General features: G+C 54.0%; 17 protein-coding genes. 6 read left to right on the top strand and 11 right to left on the bottom strand.

The genetic code is table 11. The features are described from left to right. Positions 1–6: 6 nt before the first annotated feature. From J2125_RS10490 to kdgK, 4 genes are all read right to left on the bottom strand, one after another. Complete coding sequence (locus tag J2125_RS10490) at positions 7–648, bottom strand: glutathione S-transferase family protein (RefSeq protein WP_017799673.1); 642 nt, start codon at positions 646–648, stop codon at positions 7–9. Positions 649–706: 58 nt separating this feature from the next. Beyond that, positions 707–1,405 (bottom strand): FadR/GntR family transcriptional regulator, encoded by a 699-nt coding sequence (locus J2125_RS10485; RefSeq protein WP_017799672.1) that lies wholly within the window; start codon positions 1,403–1,405, stop codon positions 707–709. Between the two features lie 107 nt (positions 1,406–1,512). Continuing rightward, complete coding sequence (locus tag J2125_RS10480; protein WP_017799671.1) at positions 1,513–2,289, bottom strand: SDR family NAD(P)-dependent oxidoreductase; 777 nt, start codon at positions 2,287–2,289, stop codon at positions 1,513–1,515. Positions 2,290–2,483: 194 nt separating this feature from the next. Then, on the bottom strand, positions 2,484–3,416 hold the full coding sequence (gene kdgK, locus J2125_RS10475; RefSeq protein WP_017799670.1) for a 2-dehydro-3-deoxygluconokinase: 933 nt from the start codon (positions 3,414–3,416) through the stop codon (positions 2,484–2,486). Positions 3,417–3,701: 285 nt separating this feature from the next. Between kdgK and pdeH the strand changes: the two genes are divergently transcribed. Together pdeH and J2125_RS10465 are read left to right on the top strand one after the other, a co-directional pair. Continuing rightward, a complete protein-coding gene (gene pdeH / locus J2125_RS10470; protein WP_017799669.1) occupies positions 3,702–4,475 on the top strand; it encodes a cyclic-guanylate-specific phosphodiesterase in 774 nt (257 codons plus the stop codon). 61 nt (positions 4,476–4,536) lie between these two features. After that, entirely contained in the window at positions 4,537–6,597 is a 2,061-nt protein-coding gene (locus tag J2125_RS10465; protein WP_017799668.1) for an AsmA family protein, read from the top strand. 27 nt (positions 6,598–6,624) lie between these two features. On the opposite strand, the gene J2125_RS10460 is transcribed toward J2125_RS10465, so the two are convergent. The 5 genes from J2125_RS10460 to J2125_RS10440 form a co-directional block, all read right to left on the bottom strand. Further along, positions 6,625–6,927 carry a helix-turn-helix domain-containing protein gene (locus J2125_RS10460; RefSeq protein ID WP_017799667.1) on the bottom strand — a complete coding sequence of 101 codons (303 nt, stop codon included), beginning with the start codon at positions 6,925–6,927 and terminating at the stop codon, positions 6,625–6,627. A 2-nt stretch (positions 6,928–6,929) separates the two neighbouring features. Then, complete coding sequence (locus J2125_RS10455) at positions 6,930–7,277, bottom strand: type II toxin-antitoxin system RelE/ParE family toxin (protein ID WP_017799666.1); 348 nt, start codon at positions 7,275–7,277, stop codon at positions 6,930–6,932. A 147-nt stretch (positions 7,278–7,424) separates the two neighbouring features. Continuing rightward, the gene (locus J2125_RS10450; protein ID WP_017799665.1) at positions 7,425–8,747 is read right to left on the bottom strand and encodes an MFS transporter; all 1,323 of its coding nucleotides are present in this window, start codon (positions 8,745–8,747) and stop codon (positions 7,425–7,427) included. 329 nt (positions 8,748–9,076) lie between these two features. Beyond that, entirely contained in the window at positions 9,077–10,096 is a 1,020-nt protein-coding gene (gene yhjD / locus J2125_RS10445) for an inner membrane protein YhjD (protein ID WP_017799663.1), read from the bottom strand. Between the two features lie 56 nt (positions 10,097–10,152). Next, positions 10,153–11,052, bottom strand: a complete 900-nt coding sequence (locus J2125_RS10440) for a LysR family transcriptional regulator (RefSeq protein WP_017799662.1) — start codon at positions 11,050–11,052, stop codon at positions 10,153–10,155. 115 nt (positions 11,053–11,167) lie between these two features. Between J2125_RS10440 and J2125_RS10435 the strand changes: the two genes are divergently transcribed. Next, complete coding sequence (locus tag J2125_RS10435; protein WP_017799661.1) at positions 11,168–11,926, top strand: SDR family NAD(P)-dependent oxidoreductase; 759 nt, start codon at positions 11,168–11,170, stop codon at positions 11,924–11,926. Positions 11,927–12,020: 94 nt separating this feature from the next. Here the strand turns inward: J2125_RS10435 and J2125_RS10430 are convergent, their stop codons facing one another. Beyond that, positions 12,021–12,872 carry a PhzF family phenazine biosynthesis protein gene (locus J2125_RS10430; RefSeq protein WP_026111508.1) on the bottom strand — a complete coding sequence of 284 codons (852 nt, stop codon included), beginning with the start codon at positions 12,870–12,872 and terminating at the stop codon, positions 12,021–12,023. Between the two features lie 113 nt (positions 12,873–12,985). On the opposite strand from J2125_RS10430, the gene J2125_RS10425 reads away from it, so the two are divergent. Continuing rightward, positions 12,986–13,609, top strand: coding sequence for a glutathione S-transferase family protein (locus tag J2125_RS10425; protein WP_017799659.1), 624 nt, complete (start codon positions 12,986–12,988; stop codon positions 13,607–13,609). A gap of 3 nt (positions 13,610–13,612) precedes the next feature. Here J2125_RS10425 and J2125_RS10420 read toward each other — a convergent pair whose 3' ends face one another. Further along, positions 13,613–15,070, bottom strand: coding sequence for an aminotransferase-like domain-containing protein (locus J2125_RS10420; protein ID WP_017799658.1), 1,458 nt, complete (start codon positions 15,068–15,070; stop codon positions 13,613–13,615). Positions 15,071–15,208: 138 nt separating this feature from the next. Between J2125_RS10420 and J2125_RS10415 the strand changes: the two genes are divergently transcribed. Then, positions 15,209–15,796, top strand: coding sequence for a LysE family translocator (locus tag J2125_RS10415; protein WP_017799657.1), 588 nt, complete (start codon positions 15,209–15,211; stop codon positions 15,794–15,796). Between the two features lie 90 nt (positions 15,797–15,886). Then, the gene (locus J2125_RS10410; RefSeq protein WP_040462267.1) at positions 15,887–17,188 is read left to right on the top strand and encodes an SLC13 family permease; all 1,302 of its coding nucleotides are present in this window, start codon (positions 15,887–15,889) and stop codon (positions 17,186–17,188) included. The last annotated feature ends 49 nt before the right edge of the window (positions 17,189–17,237 follow it).

Genomic DNA, 17,237 nt, shown 5'->3' with positions numbered 1-17,237 from the left:
GATCGGTCAGACTACCCGCAGCTCTTCATAGGAAATCATCACATGTTCGCGATAGGCCGGACGCTGCGTCAGACGCTGATAATAGCGTTGCAGCGCCGGTAAATCGGCACGCTCAATAGCAATATCATAGTAACGATACAACAGATAACCGAACTGAATATCCGCCAGCGTAAATGCGTCGCCCACCAGATAATCGTGCTGCGTCAGCCGGGTTTCGGCGATCTGCAGCAGCGCGGTCAGCCGTTTAATTGCCGCCGCGATTGCCTGCGGATCGCGGTCTTTCTCCGCGGTTCGCACCAGTTGCCAGAAGATGGGGGCGGTAAAGCCCGGCGAGACGTTAACCTTTGCCCACTCCGCCCACATATCCACCGCCGTGCGCTGCACAATATCGTCTGGCCAGAATGGCGCTTTAGCGTACTGCTCAGACAAATAGCGCAGGATGGCGCCGGTCTCAAACAGCGCCGGACCATCATTATCCTTTAATACCGGCACCAGGCCGTTAGGGTTCATCGCCAGAAACTCAGGTGTATCGTTGCCGCCATATTTATGGCCGATATCGTAACGCTCGAAAGGAAGCCCCAGTTCACCGATGCACCACATCAGCGCCTGAACATTGGAAGAGGTTTTTCTGCCCCACACTTTAAGCATCGCATTGCACTCCTGATGACTATAGAAATCGTTGGCGCGGGCGGCGATAACGCCGCCGTCAGAGACGGTGTTTACTGGATTCCATCAGATTCAGCGACGCCTGACGCGCGGCTTCCGCATCCCCCATCATAATCGCTTCATAGATTTTACGATGGTCACTCATGCAGGTGCCACCCTCTTTCGAGGAGTAGCTGATAAACCACTTAAACACCGTGGTCAGCACATTGCCAAAGGGAATATAGAAGCAGTTGCCGGAGGAGAGAAAAATCATGCGGTGGAATTGCGTATCGATATTGACCCAGGTTTCCGGCTCAAAAGTGCCGGCGTCGACTTCACACATTTCGCGATAAATGCGTGACAGCTCAATGCGCTGCTCTTTGGTGGCATTAACAGCGGCAAGACTGGTGGCATGGGGTTCAATCACCCGGCGAAACTCAAGAAACTGATGATACATCTCTTCCGTCGCTTCCATTCCGCTCATCCACTCAAGCAGCTGAACATCAAGGATATTCCAGTGAGAACGATCGCGCACCCGCGTACCAATTTTCGGACGTGATTCCAGCAGGCCTTTCGAGGATAACAGCTTTAATGCTTCACGCAGCGCAGTACGGCTGACGCCAAATCGGCTACATAATTCCACTTCGCTGGGCAAAATATCACCGGCATTCAGGGCGCCAGTCATGATCTTGCGCGCAATGTCGCTGGCAATCAGCAGATCCAGTCCGCGCTGGGCATTGGCTATCATTTCAAACTGCATAGGCTTTTGTCATACCTGAAGTTTCACATGGGGCCGATGATACAACATCAGGTTGGGAACGCCTACGCCGGGCATGGTTTCTTTGGCGCTCCCTTCCAGAATTTGCCTCAGGGCGCCATCTGGCCACCATTAACATCGATAATCTGACCGGTGATATAACCGCTACAGGCATGTGATGCGAGGAACAGAAAGCTGGGAGCCACTTCTTCACTGCGGCCAAAGCGGCCCATGGCGATAGTGCTGGCAATGCGATCGCGCACTTCCTGTGGTTTATCTTCATGAAAAGCGGTATCAATGGTGCCCGGTGAGACGATGTTGAAACGGATATGGTCAGCGGTAAACTCTTTTACCCAGTTACGGTGGATATCATGCAGCCAGGCCTTGGATGCCGCATAGATGCCAGCGCCAGGGCCACCGCCTTCACGCGCGGCAATCGAACCGGTACTGATGACCGCACTGGTGGCGCCGCTCTTGTTGGCCGCAGCACGCAAATGCGGGATGGCGAATTTGGTGGTCATCAGTGCCGAACGTGCGTTTAAATTCATGACATGATCGTAAAAATCATCATCAATATTTTCCAGCCCGTTACGTCCGCCCAAGCCTCCGGCGTTATTAACCAGTACGTCAATGCCGCCAAAGTGGCTGACAAAGGCTTCAATCAGCTGCTGACAGGCTGTGGATTGCGTCAGGTCGGCCTGAAAATAAGCAACGTCAAAACCCTCTGCGCGCAGCCCTGCCAGCGTTGCACTAACGGCGGACTCCGGGCGTGAACCATTTAGCCCCACTTTTGCGCCCTGGCGGGCAAATGCCTGCGCAGCAGCCAGGCCGACACCAGCGGTTGAACCGGTGATCAGTACACGTTTGTTTTTCAGATCAGAGAACATCAGCTTTTCCTTATTACCGGGTTGTTGGATATATAGTAATACAAATACTAGCCGGTAAAAGGAGGGGCTAAAAGAATTGCAGGCCTGTTTATTGCCTTCAGTCACATAAATGGATTTAATTGTATTACCAGAAGGATCGTAATGATCAGATCAAAGCCGGGTTCGACCGGCTTTGATCATGCGAGAAGGAGCGTTTACTGCGGCATCGCGCTTTTTGGGATCACCGCGCCACGATACTGAATCACCGTACTGGCGGTCAGATGACCACGCGCGGCTGCATCGGCGGCGCTGCCACCGGTCAGGCGCACGGCGAGATAACCCGCACTGAATGAATCGCCTGCTGCGGTGGTATCCACAATCTTCTCTTTCGGCAGTTTTACCGCCGCCACTTCGATTAATGGCGCGTCGCCGCTGGCCACCAGGCAGGATTCGGCGCCACGTTTAATCACGATTTCTGCCACACCTGCAGCGCGCGTGCGGCTGACCACATCATCAACGCTGGCTTCGCCCCACAGCAGCGTTTCATCATCCAGCGTCAGGAAGGCGATATCCGTGCAGGCCAGCATGGCGGCATAGGCCTGCTGCGCTTCTTCGCGGCTTTGCCACAGGCGGGGGCGATAATTGTTATCAAAAATGACTTTGCCGCCGTTGCCACGACATTCGGCCAGCAATGACAGTAATTTTTCCCGGCTGCTGGCATTTAATATCGCCAGGCTGATACCGCTCAGATAAATGTAGTCAAACAGCGCCAGCTGTTCACATATTTCATCGGCGCGTTCACTCTCCAGCCAGTAACGGGCTGCGGCTTCATTGCGCCAGTAGAAGAAGGTGCGCTCACCCTGCGGGTCGGTTTCAATAAAGTACAGGCCGGGTAGCTTGTTCTCCATGCGCTGAATTAACGTGGTCTTTACCTGCTCCTGTTGCCAGGCGGCGACCATCTCATTGCTAAAAGTATCGGTTCCCAGCGCGGTGACATACTCCACGCTTAATGACTCTGCTGGCAGCTGACGCGCCAGATAGATGGCGGTATTCAGGGTATCGCCGCCAAAGCCGCGGCTTAAATCTGCGCCCTTCTGCGACAGCTCAATCATGCATTCGCCAATTACGGCAATTTTTTTATGCGTCATGGTTCTCAGCCTCAAGGAAATTCTGCCTTTAGTCTCGCTTTGCCGCTGACGTCAGTCAATGATTTAAAACAGTGTTTTAATTTAATTTGATGGAAAAGGGCGTTGATTAAACTGGTTAATTACCCGCAATTTTTACCGCTATTATGCGCATTAGCGGTTTAAGTGGCTGATATAGTGGAGTGTATAAAAGTGGCTTTCGACATTGATAAAGTTATTGCTGACCATGCCGATACTTGCTGCACAGGATGCCATTTGAAGGCAGACTCCCTAATCAGGATGTAAACCATGATGCTGAAACATATCAGTCATCGGCTTCCTTCCTCAATTGTTGTCCAAAAACATCAGGAAGAGCGTCAGTACTGGAAACAGTGCCAGCGACTATACACTTTTCAGCCGATCTATGAAGTATCAGGTCGCCTGATGGCAATTGAGTTACTTACCGCGGTCTTTCACCCTGCCGCGCCGAGTCAAAGGTTATCGCCAGAAGACTACTTTGCTGCGCTGGATATTTCACAGCGGCTACATATCGTCGAGGAACAGCTTGAGCTGTTGAGTCAATGGGAAGAGAAATTTGTTGATGGTGGTATGGTTGCATCCGTCAATATCGATGGTCCTTCGCTGTTAGCCCTGCAACACAATCTGGAAATTCGTGCGCTGATCGCCCGCCTGCCGTGGGTGCGTTTTGAGCTGGTTGAACATCATATTTTACCGCAGGAAGAGGTTGTGGCGCAGATGCCAGAGCTGGGTCCGCTATGGCTTGACGATTTTGGCTCGGGGATGGCTAACTTTTCTGCCCTGACAGAATTAAAGTATGATTATATCAAGCTGGCGCGTGAGCTGTTTATTTTGCTGCGCAAAACCGAAGAGGGACGTAATCTGTTTGCGATGCTGCTGGCGCTGATTAATCGTTACTGTAAAGGCGTGATTGTGGAAGGGGTGGAAACAGCAGAGGAGTGGGCTCAGGTTCAAGGATCGCCAGCATTTGCCGCACAGGGCTACTATTTTTCGCGTCCCGTTCCCTTTGAACAGCTGACCGATCTTCCTCTCCAGCTTGCCTGATGCCGATCTCCATGGTCTCGACTATCTTTAATGGAGACATGGGATTAGCAAGGGGTAGGAGATGTCGCGTACGGGAAAAATAATAAGCTGGATTGGCGGGATTTTTTTGCTGCTGGTTGTGGTCGTGGTGCTGGTAATACTCTTTTTTGACTGGAACCGCCTCAAACCAACCATCAACCAGAAAGTCTCGACCGAATTAAATCGACCTTTTGCCATCCGCGGCGATCTGGGCGTCAACTGGCAACGCAATCGCGATGAGCCCGGCTGGCGTAGCTGGGTTCCGTGGCCACATGTGCATGCCGAAGATATTATGCTCGGCAATCCCCCGGAAATTCCTGAAGTTAGCATGGTGCATCTGCAGCGCGTAGACGCCACGCTGGCACCGTTGTCACTACTGGCGAAGCAAGTCTGGATCCCGTGGATCAAATTACAGCAGCCGGTTGCCAGACTGGTGCAGACCGCTGACGCCAAAAATAACTGGACGTTTAATCTGGCCAGCAGCGATAACCCTGATGCCAGTCAGCAGCCTTCAGCATGGTCATTCCGCCTCGATAATATTGTGTTTGACCAGGGCCGCATTAATTATCGCGACGCGATTAATAAAGCCGATGTGCAGGTGATGGTGGATCCGCTGGGTAAACCGGTGCCCTATGCTCAGCTGGCGGGTGGCGACGATAAACAACAGCACGCCGCTGATTTCGTTTTCGGCTGGAAAGCCGAGGGGAAATACAATAATGAGCAGCTTAACGGCGATGGCAAAATCGGCGGCATGCTGTCGTTGCGCAGTAAAACTACCCCGTTCCCGATTGAGGCTGACGTACGTAATGGCACGACACGTGTACGCGTTGCCGGGACTCTGCAGGATCCCATGAATTTGGGTGGGCTCGACCTGCGCCTGCGTTTTTCCGGCGATACGCTGGCTAATTTGTATGGTTTAACCGGTGTGCTGTTGCCGGATACTCCGCCATACGAAACCGATGGTCATTTGCAGGCGCGCTTCCGTGAAGCGGGCGGCCCGGTGTTCCGCTACCAGGATTTTAATGGTCATATTGGCGACAGTGATATTCATGGCTCACTGACCTACAGCCAGATTAAACCACGGCCAAAACTGGCAGGAACACTGGAGTCGCGTCAGCTGCGCATGGCCGATCTGGGGCCGCTTATCGGTGTCAATTCTGGCAAAGACAGCGCTAAAACCGAACAGGCGAAGGCGAAACGCGGCGAGCCCTCCAGCCAGCCAGCAGATCGGGTACTACCGCATGACAAATTCGACAGTAAAAGCTGGAGTGTGATGGATGCTGATGTGAAATTCAGCGGCAAACGCATTGAGCACAGTAACTCACTGCCGATTAGCGACCTCTACACCCATGTTGTTTTAAAAAACGGTGACTTACTGTTAGATCCGCTGCGTTTTGCTATGGCGGGCGGCAATCTTAACTCCACCATTCATTTAGAAGGCGACAAAACGCCACTGCGTGGACGTGCTGATATCCATGTCCGTAAGCTGAGACTGCGTGAGCTGTTTAAAGGGGTCGAAGCGATGCAGAACAGCCTTGGCCAGCTGAACGGTGATGCGACGTTAAGCGGCAGCGGCAATTCAGTGGCGGATTTACTGGCTACCAGCAATGGTGATCTGAAGCTGTTAATGAACGATGGACTGATTAGCCGTAGCCTGATGGAAATTGTCGGCTTAAATGTCGGTAACTATGTCGTGAGCAAACTGTTTGGCGACGATGAAGTGCGTATCAACTGCGCCGCTGCCGATCTTAATGTGCGTAATGGTCTGGCTTCGACGCGCCTGTTTGTGTTTGATACCGAAAACGCGATTATCAATATTTCCGGCACCACCAATTTTGCTAATGAGCGCCTCGACTTGTCGATTAATCCGGAGAGTAAGGGGATTCGCATTATTACCCTGCGTTCGCCGCTGTATGTGCGTGGCACCTTTAAAAGCCCGGATGCCGGGGTGAAAGCCGGACCGTTAATCGCTCGTGGCGCCGCCGCCGTCGCCTTAGGGGTGGTTGCCGCACCGGCCGCCGCGCTGCTGGCGCTGGTTTCCCCCAGCGATAATGAGGAAAATCAGTGTACTAAAGTGCTGCAACAGATGAAGTCGAAGAAATAGGGGGTATGGGCGGCGTTATTGCCGCTCCTACATCTCTAGCGCAATATGGTGACCATCAGGAAACTCGATATTGATATGGATAGTTCCGCCAAGGGCCGCCACATAGCGCTTCATGGTTGACAGTTTTATATCATTGCCGCGTTTTTCTATTGCCGCAATGGTAGGCTGACTGATGCCCATCTTGCTTGCGAGAGCCTGCTGAGTAAGTTGTAACTCCTCGCGTAAGCGATAAAGCTGTACTTCCAGCAGCATTTCATCCGCCAGCTGTTCGACATGTTGTCTTCTGCTGGCCGAAAGTTCTGCCAGCATGTTATCAAGGTTTTTACCCATATTTACTCCACCAGTGTCATCAAATGCTGAGCGTATTGCGCATCCGCAACGGCAAGCATTTCACGATAAAATCTTTTGTCATTGCCACTTTTGTCTCCCGCACAAAGGATAATTGCCCGGCGTAGAGGGTCAAAAGCGAAGAAAGCCCGAATGGGCTGCCCTTTGTGCTGAACTCTTAACTCTTTCATATGGAGCCAGCGGGAAAATTTAATTGCATCGACCAGTGGTCTTCCGACATTAGGGCCGCCTTTTCTCAACGCCAGTAACCCTGCCAGCATCTTATTTTGAGTGAGCTCATCCTGGCGCTCAAACCAGTGATCAAACAGTTCCGTTGTTAATATCGTCCACATAGCAGTTCCATTATAGTCTGTAAGCTATAATTGACGCTATCACAGGTTTTCCGATGGCGCTGAAGTGAAGTAAAAATCCACACCCCAGCGCATAAAAAAAGCCGGAACAATGTCCGGCTTTTCAATATGCTGGAAGCTACCTCACCATTACAGCGACTGGTGGCGGGTTTCCCTGATGGCAAACAGCGCCAGCAGCGTCAGGCAGGCCATGGAAGCCAGATAGAGGCCGACTGCGTACAGGCCATAATTAGCGGTCAGCCAGGTGGCGATATACGGCGCCACCGAAGCGCCAAGAATTGACGACATATTGTAGGAGAACGAGGCGCCGGTATAACGCACTTCGGTCGGGAACAGTTCCGGTAGCAGCGCACCCATCGGGCCAAAGGTCAGGCCCATAATGCTCAGACCAAGCACCAGGAACGACATCACCAGCCATTGCTGACCTGAACCCAGCATGACCGGGAACAGCAGGGCGAAAGCGATAATCAGCAGCGTAATGGTGATCATCGTTTTGCGGCGGCCAAAGCGGTCTGCCAGCATGCCGGCAATCGGCACCATAATGCCAAAACCAATCACCGCCACCATTAGCATCCACAGGAAACTGTTACGCGAGTAGCCAAGGCCAACCGGCTGAGCGGCGGTGCCGTAACTCATTGAGTAAACAGTCATAATATAGAAAAGCGTATAGGTCGCCAGCATAATAAAGGTGCCAAGGATGGTGGCAGTCATATGTTTGCTGAACAGGGTGCCAATCGGCACTTTAACCTGTGCTTTTGCCTGTTGTACTTTGGCGAACACCGGCGATTCATGCAGGGATACGCGCACATACAGGCCAATCAGCACCAGCACGGCGGAGAGAATAAACGGCACACGCCAGCCCCACTCCATAAACTGCTGATCGGTCAGTAACCAGGAGAGCAGCAGGAAGGTGCCGTTGGCAAAGAAGAAGCCGATTGGTGCGCCCAGCTGTGGGAAAGAGCCATATAGCGCACGTTTTTTTGGCGGGGCATTTTCGGTCGCCAGTAGCGCCGCGCCGCCCCATTCGCCGCCAAGGCCCAGACCCTGACCAAAGCGCGCCAGCGCCAGCAGCATTGGCGCAAAGACGCCGATAGTTTCATAGCCCGGCAGCAGGCCAATCACCACGGTGGAAATACCCATAGTCAGCAGTGAAGCGACCAGCGTCACTTTACGACCTACGCGGTCACCAAAGTGACCAAACAGCGCTGAGCCAATTGGGCGCGCAACAAAGGCGATGGCAAAAGTGGCCAGCGACTGTAGCGTGGCAACCGTCGCATCACCCTGTGGGAAGAAAATATGCGGGAAGACGATAACCGCGGCTGTGGCGTAAATATAGAAATCGAAAAATTCGATAGCAGTGCCGACCAGCGAAGCGACCACCACTTTTCCGCGTGAATTTACTGGTGTGGCGTCTGGCCCGGCGTCGAGAGTTGGTGCGATGGAGGCTTGCATAGTTAATTCTTATTTATAAAACGAGAACAGGAATCTTACGCATAGAAAAAGCTGCATTCAATGGTGAAAACCCGCGCCATCGCTGGTCTGGAGGGGGTAAAAGTGGATAATTTCTGTCATTGGAAGTTTACTGGCGGATGCCAAGGCGAACGGCCGCTTTTTTAGCGTGAATCACTAAAAAAGGGCTGAATAAAAGTTAGCTGTCAGCGATAAATGCTGAGTATTGAGCAATATTTGCGCAAAAGGCGAGATTTTTAACTGGTTTTAGCCGCTTTCAGCATGCTGATTGCGTAGCGCCACGCAAATTCAGCGCGACGCAGTGGCGATCATCAGTGATGCGAATGGCTGCCAGGTTCGGGCATTTTCTTATCGTCGGGATATTGCGCAGTGGCAATCCACGCGGCGCAAAATAGCGTCAGACGGGCGAAGAAGTAGAAAAATGCCATCAGGCCCAGCACCGAACCGAAAGCCGCTCCTGAAGGAGAAGAAGCCAGTTTTGGCAGGGTCAGGGTCATAATAAATTTTATGATTTCAAAACCGATGGCCGCCAGCAGGGTGCCGCGAAACAGCGCCTTTTTACGCGGCTTATGGCGCGGCAGTATCCAGAAAATCCACAAAAACAGCAGGTAGTTGGCAAAAATCGAGATCGACAGCGCAATAATGGTCATTGCCGGTCGTAGCCATTCAATATGATCCAGTCCCAATGCACTGACAATCGCCGCCTGCGCAGCGCCAGCGACTGAAGTCAGCGACAGGGTGATAATCAGCGCCAGCACTAACCCGGTCAGTGAAATAAAATCGCGGGTATATTTAAAATAGATCTTCTCTTTATCGGTCGGATTACGTTCCCAGACATCACGCGACTGGGCGCGAATCGCTTCACGCAGATTGCCCATCCAGCTAACACCGGAATAGAGCGCAATCAGTAAACCGGTCAGTCCGACGGTGGTACGCTGCTGGATCGCCGTATTTACCGTATTTTTCAGCGTAGTTGCCAGCGTCGGATCGCTGATGTTGCTGACGATCTTATTGATCAGCTCGGTTAACAGATCAGGATGCGAAGCGAGAATAAAACCGACGGCGGCGAATGAGACCATTAAAATCGGGATCAGCGACAGAAATGAGAAATAGGTAATGGCGGCGCCAAACTGGCTGCCCAGCCGGTCATTAAAGCGTTCACCGGCACGAATAAAGTGCGCCACGGCAGGGATCGCCTGAAACCAGCTGACCAGTCGTGACAGGCGGGTGATCGAGTGATCGACGGTCTTATTACCGGTTTTAATCGAAATCAGCGGCTTCTCTTCTGCCACTTCGTTGGGAGACTGCTGTGGGTTCTGCTTATCCGTCATTAAACGCCTTCATCCTCTTGGTATTATCTTGCTGAATGACAATTATAGCCCGGCTGTCACCCGGCGTAGCGTTTCATTGCCTGTGTCAGCCACTCCATAAACACCTGAACACGGCGCGCGAGGTTGCGGCGGTGGGGGTAAATCAGTGAAACCGGCATCGCCTGGGCGCGAAAGGCCGGTAGTATTTCCACCAGCGTACGCGCTTTCAGCGCCTCCTGCGCGCCGACGCGCGGCACCTGAATAATTCCCAGCCCGGCAATACAGGCTGCACGGTAGGTTTCCGTGCTGTTGACGGTTACCACGCCGCCGGTCTGAATGGTATGACAACGCTGGCCATCAAAGAATTCAAACCCTTCCGTCGGAGTGCCTAATTGCAGGCTGTAATGCACCATTGCGTGCTGCGATAAATCGTCGAGGGTTTGTGGTGTACCGAAACGCGCCAGATAGCCCGGGCTGGCGCAATTAATCATCGGCAAATGACCCAGCGGGCGGGCAATCAGTCCGGAATCTTTCAGCACGCCGACGCGCACTACACAATCAAAACCTTCGCGAATCACATCAACGAGGCGGTCGCTGCTGCTCAGTTCCAGCTCAATCCCCGGATAATGCTGTAAAAATTCGGGTAAAAGCGGAATAACAAAGTTGCTGGCCAGACTGACCGGCATATCAACGCGTAGTCGCCCGCTCAGGGTGGCGGGATCGTTCTGAAACAGCGAATCCATCTCCTCCAGCGTCGCCAGCAGGTCGCGACAGCGTTCGTAATAGATCATGCCATCCTGTGTCAGCTGCACGCGTCGGGTGGTGCGGTGCAGCAGGCGGGCGCCCATCTGATTTTCCAGCGCCTGTAGCTGTCGCGAGACGCTACCTTTTGGCAGGCCGAGGCTCTCCGCCGCACGGGTAAAACTCTGCATTTCAGCGACTCTGACAAAAACCTGCATTGCGTGAATTTTATCCATTTATCACCCGATTGTTGTCTGTATTGAAACAGTGAAATGGTGTTACAGCCGTTTATAGATCAAAACGCGAGGAATATCCTTATTTTCGTCCCAACTTATTCCTGAGGAGCAGAAAATGACGCGTAAAATTGTATTAATCACCGGCGGTAGTCGCGGTTTAGGTAAGAATGCGGCACTAAAACTGGCAAAAAACCACTGTGATATCATTTTGACGTATCGCACGCAGCAGCAGGAAGCGGAGGCAGTGGTGCAGGAGATTGAGGCGCTCGGCGCCCGTGCGCTGGCGCTTCCGCTCGATGTGGCTGACAGCAGCAGTTTCGATGCGTTTGTTGCTGAAGTGAAGAATCAGCTTAAAACGCAGTGGCAGCGTGATAGTTTTGATTATTTATTAAACAATGCGGGCACTGCTCTGCACGCTGCATTTGCCGAGACCACCGAACAGCAATTTGATCAGCTGGTCAATATCCACTTTAAAGGCCCTTTTTTCCTGACGCAAAAGCTGTTGCCACTGCTGGTGGACGGCGCACGCATCCTGAATGTCTCCAGCGGACTGGCGCGCTTTAGTCTGCCGGGATCCAGCGCCTATGCCGCAGTGAAAGGGGCGATGGAAGTGCTGACGCGCTACCAGGCGAAAGAGCTGGGAGCACGCGGCATCAGAGTGAATATTATTGCGCCGGGGGCGATTGAAACGGATTTCAGCGGCGGCATGGTGCGTGATAATGCTGAGGTGAATGCATTTGTCGCCTCACAAACTGCGCTTGGCCGCGCCGGTTTACCGGATGATATCGGTGATGCGATTGCGCTGATCCTGAGCGAAGGCAGTGGCTGGATGACGGCGCAACGTATTGAAGTGTCGGGGGGGATGTTTATCTGATTAAAGGTGACAATTATCGGCACGGGCGGCGACAACGCCGCCCCTACATACCACATTATACCTGCAGGGGCGGCGTTATCGCCGCCCACAGACCTTACAGCCGAATGGTACCGTCAATCACCGTTACCGTCTGACCGCCAATCCAGATGCCATCAGCGCGGAAGCTGACCTGCAGACGGCCATTACGCTGTATGGCGCTGCCCTGGCGCACGCGGTAATCTTCCGTTTTCCCCTGCGCCAGACGATAGCGCGCGACGCAGGCGTTAGCGCTGCCGGTTACCGGGTCTTCAGTTAATGAGCCATTTTCGATCAATAAACCGCGCACTTCCAGCTGCTCATCCGCGCCAGTCAGCGGGCCAAATGGCATGACGCCATTGACTCTGGCGTGCTGCTGTAACCGCGCGAAATCCGCCACATTTGGTTTAATCGCCAATACCGCTTCTGCCGACAGCATCGGCACCAGCAGCCAGCGAATGCCCATATCCGCCACCATTACCGGCTGCTGCTTGTCGAAGGCGTCACTGTTTAACGCCGTGCTGAGCAGCGCATCGTCATAAGGCGTCAGGGTGGCTGGCGGCGCGGCAAAAGCCAGGCTGCCGTCAGCGGCGATATTTACCGTCACCAGACCGACGCCGCACTGCTGCACAATTTTACCCGGCGTTTTTAACGTAATGCCCGCTTCGAGTAAGGCATGGGCGGTGCCCAGCGTCGGATGTCCGGCAAACGGCAGTTCGCTGTCCGGGGTAAAAATGCGCACAAGATAATCGGCACTGGCCTCGGTAGCGGGCAGGACAAAAGTGGTCTCCGACAGATTGGTCCAGCGGGCGATATCCGCCATCTGCTTATCGCTTAAACCATCGGCCTGCATAATCACCGCCAGCGGATTACCCTTAAATGGGGAACGGGTAAAAACGTCGACCTGCTTAAAGGGGATGAGTTGTGTCACAAAAGCCTCGTTATCAGCCAGGGGGGGATTATTACTACTGCGATTAGATTGCCATCGTCAACTAATGAGTTTATGAATGAGAGCTATATAGCTGAAGAGAAAGTGGCGGAAATATGCTGAAAATTCTGGGAAGAGCATCATCGATTAATGTGCGGAAAGTGTTGTGGGTATGCGATGAGCTGGATATCGCTTTTCGCCGCGAAGAGTGGGGCGAAGGGTTTAAATCACCGCATCAGGCGGAGTTTTTAGCGCTTAACCCCAATGCGATGATTCCGGTTATTCAGGAAGGTGATTTTGTGATGTGGGAGTCAAACGCCATTATTCGCTATCTGGCGAACGCTTATGGCGGCGAGTGGCTCTACCCGGACAATCCCCGCGCCCGTGCGCCGGTTGATCAGTGGATCGACTGGCAATCCACGGAACTGAATACCTCCTGGCGTTACGCCTTTATGTCACTGGTGCGTAACTCGCCAGCGCATCAGGATCCACGCCTGCTCGCTGCCGCCTGTAAAGGCTGGTCGCACACTATGGGCATTCTTAACGGCCAGCTGGAGAAAACCGGCCGCTATGTTGCCGGCAGTAATTTCACGCTGGCTGATATACCGATTGGGCTGTCGGTGAATCGCTGGTATGAAACGCCGCTGGATCATCCGAATCTGCCCGCAGTGCGCGCCTATTATGAACGCCTGACCGAACGTAGCGGCTATGCCACCTGGGGACGCAACGGTACACCCTGAGGGCTAACCGATGCCGGGCGGCAGACCGCTCATCTCGCAGGCCAGCGCGCCCGCGCGTTTCAACGCATAGGTGTAACGTTCGTCAAACGGGTAGCAGCAGGAGAGGCGCAGCGCGTGGTTACAGCGTTCGCTCAGGGTGTAGAGCGCTCCGGGCGTAACGCAAATCTTCTCCTGTAGCAGGCGATGAAACAGCTCAACGCTGTCGACATTTCCCGGCAGCTCAACCCAAAACACAAAGCCGCCCTGTGGCAGGGTGGCGCGCGTGCCTTCCGGGAAATAACGGGCGATTAAGCCGCGCGCCTCATCCATCTGCCGGGTATAGCGGCGACGCAGGGTGCGCAGATGATGATCGTAGCCACCCGATTCCAGAAACTGCCCGAGAGTTTCTGAAAGCAGTACTGATTCCGACATGGATGACACCGCTTTCAGATGGGCGATCTGCTGGTTAAAACGACCGGCGGCAATCCAGCCGACGCGAAAGTCCGGCGCCAGGGTTTTGGTAAAACTGGAGCAGTAGATCACCCAGCCTTCACGGTCAAAGGCTTTTACCGCTGGCGCCAGCGGCCAGCAGAACTGCAACTCGCCGTATAAACCGTCCTCAATCAGGGGCGTCTGATAGCGGGTCATCAGCTGCGCCAGACGCTTTTTATCTTCCAGCGCCATGCTGCAACCCAGCGGATTCTGCACATTAGGCATCGCTATCAGCGCATTGATCCGTTTTTCACTTAACAGCATTTCCAGCGCGTCGAGTGACAATCCGCGTTGCGGGTCGGTGGGGATTTCGATTGATTTCAACCCCAGGCTGGCCAGCAGCGGGAACAGGTAAAAATAGGTCGGGGTTTCCAGTCCGACACAGTCACCGGGTTTGGTTACCGCGCGCAGCGCCAGCTGCAGCGCCTCCATACAGCCATGGGTCAGGGTGATATCCTCAGCCACCAGCGCCATACCGGAATCCATCGCGCGACGGGCCACTTCACGGCGCAGACGCTGGCTACCCGGCGGCAGGGCATAGCGACCAATCATCTCCGGGTGGCGGCGCAGCAGGGAAGCGATAATCCGGCTGAGTTTGGCCGCCGGATAGAAATCGCTGTTCTGTGGGCAGGCCAGTGAAATATTGATGTAGTCAGGATGGTTTTGCGCGGCAAAAACCGTGGCGATCAGATCGAGCTTTTCACTGCTCGGCGAGGAGACCTGCGCCTGATGTTTGCTGGCTTTAATCACTGACGGCAGCACGCCGCGCACATAATAGCCGGACTGGGGACGTGCTTCGATCAGGCCGCGATCTTCAAGAATACGCCAGGCATTTAGCACCGTATTGACACTAACCTGATGGGAACCGGCCACACGACGAATCGCCGGCAAGCGACTGCCCGGTGGCAAGGTGCCATGATGAATCGCTGCAGCAAAGGTTTCCGCCAGTTGATGGTAAAGCGTGGTTTCCTGCGCTTCGATAATGGACACAATTGCCTCCGGAGTAGGTAGGTACAATTTTAATATTCACCTGATTGTACTCAATACAATAGTCGTTTTGTGTATCTGTTACCATCGCTAAGCATTTCTTACACTGGTGCTCTGATTACAACTTCGCAGGTACGCATCATGCTCGATCCATCCTTCTTCAGCTATGTCACCGTTATGTCGATAACCCCCGGCCCGAATAATCTGCTGCTGGCCACCTCCGGGGTGAATTTTGGTCTGCGTCGCACCCTGCCGATGGTGTTTGGCATTTTAGTCGGCTGTGCGCTGCAAACTGTGCTGGCGGGCGTGATGCTGGAAGTACTGCTGCACTGGATGAGCCAGATTCGTCTGCCATTAACCGTACTCGGTTGTGGCTACCTGCTGTGGCTGTCATGGAAACTGTTCCGCTCGTCGGCGCCGGAGATGCGTGAAAACGCGCGGCCAATGACGCTGGTCGGCGGCGCGCTGTTTCAGGCGGTCAATCCGAAGGCCTGGCTGATGGCGACCAATGTGGCGTTGCTGTATAGCGCCACAAGTGGCGTAATGGCGGTGATGCTCGGTTTTATGGTGATGAACCTGCCGTGCATCCTGATCTGGGCGGTGATGGGCGATCGGTTGCGCCATCATCTGCAGGTGCCGTGGAAGCTGAAACTGTTTAATGGCGTGATGGCTATTTCGCTGTTGATAACCACGCTGTGGATGTTTATTGAGGCGGTGAAGATGGCGTAATAACGGGATAGCGGGCATTATTGCAGATAGTGCAAATTATCGGCACGGGCGGCGTTCTCGCCGCCCGATCACGCAAAGGAGCCTGCTGTTTTGACCTCTCTCCCTCCTGAAATAGGGCTAACGGCGCTGGTGGTGGCCATGACTATCCTGCTGTGGGCCACAGCGCTGCTGCCGGAATTTATTACCGCTTTACTGTTTTTTGCTGCCGCGATGTTGCTGCATATTGCGCCGGCGGCGACAGTATTCAGTGGTTTCGCCTCATCGGCTTTCTGGCTGGTATTAAGCGGATTTGTGCTGGGACTGGCGATCCGTAAGGTCGGGCTGGCCGATCGGCTGGCGCGCACGCTGGCCGCGCCGTTAACCGCCTCCTGGCCGCGCATGGTGGGTGGGGTGATTGTAATCAGCTATCTGCTGGCTTTTGTCATGCCATCGAATATGGGGCGTATTGCCCTGCTGATGCCGATTGTCGGCGCGCTGGCAAAGCAGGCCGGGCTTTATGAAGGCAGTCGTGGCTGGACTGGTCTGGCGCTGGCGGTGGGTTTTGGTACTTTCCAGCTATCGGCCAGTATTTTACCCGCCAATGTCCCCAATCTGGTGATGACTGGCGCGGCGGAAAACTCCTTTGGCCTGCATCTGGGCTATATGCCATGGATGTTGCTGCATACGCCGGTAGTGGGATTGCTGAAAGGCGCGTTGCTGACGCTCTGTATCTGCAAACTGTTTCCGGCGACGCCGTCGCCTGTAACTCATCAGCAACGCATGCCGCCGCTAAGTGGTGAAGAGCTGCGGCTGATCGCGGTGCTGCTGCTGACGCTGCTACTGTGGATGACCGACAGCCTGCACGGTATCTCCCCGGCCTGGGTTGGCCTGACTGCCGCCTGCTTCTGCCTGCTGCCGCGCGTCGGTTTTCTCTCCAGCGATGCCTTCGGTAAAGGGGTTAATTTTCGCACCTGTATCTATGTCGCGGCGATTCTGGGGGTGACGGCTGTGGTAGTAGAGTCAAACCTTGGTAATCGCATTGCCAGCGCGCTGCTGGCAATTACCCCGCTGCATGATGACCGTCCGTTTCTCAGTTTTCTCTCGCTGAATGCGGTGACCACCGCGCTAAACTTTGTCGTCACGGCGAATGGCGTACCGGCGATGTTTACGCCGATGGCGCAGAGCTTTGCTGAAGCCTCGGGCTTCTCACTGCTGACGGTAGTGATGATCCAGGTGTTTGCCTATGCCACGCCGCTGTTACCTTATCAGGCGTCGCCGATTGTCGTGGCGATGGGATTGGGCAATGTGCCAGCGCGCGATGGCTTAAAGCTCTGTCTGCTGGTGGCGCTGGTCAGTGCGCTGGTGCTGCTGCCGCTGGATTATCTGTGGTTTAAGGTGCTGGGGTATGTGTAGTGGTTTGGGGGCGGGAATGTGTGATGGGCATCTGTCTGACTAAAAAGGG

Origin of the sequence: Winslowiella toletana (assembly GCF_017875465.1) — a bacterium.
GTDB classification, from domain to species: domain Bacteria; phylum Pseudomonadota; class Gammaproteobacteria; order Enterobacterales; family Enterobacteriaceae; genus Erwinia; species Erwinia toletana.
The sequence above is the reverse complement of the archived record's forward strand: the minus strand, read 5'-3'. Positions and strand labels throughout refer to the sequence as shown.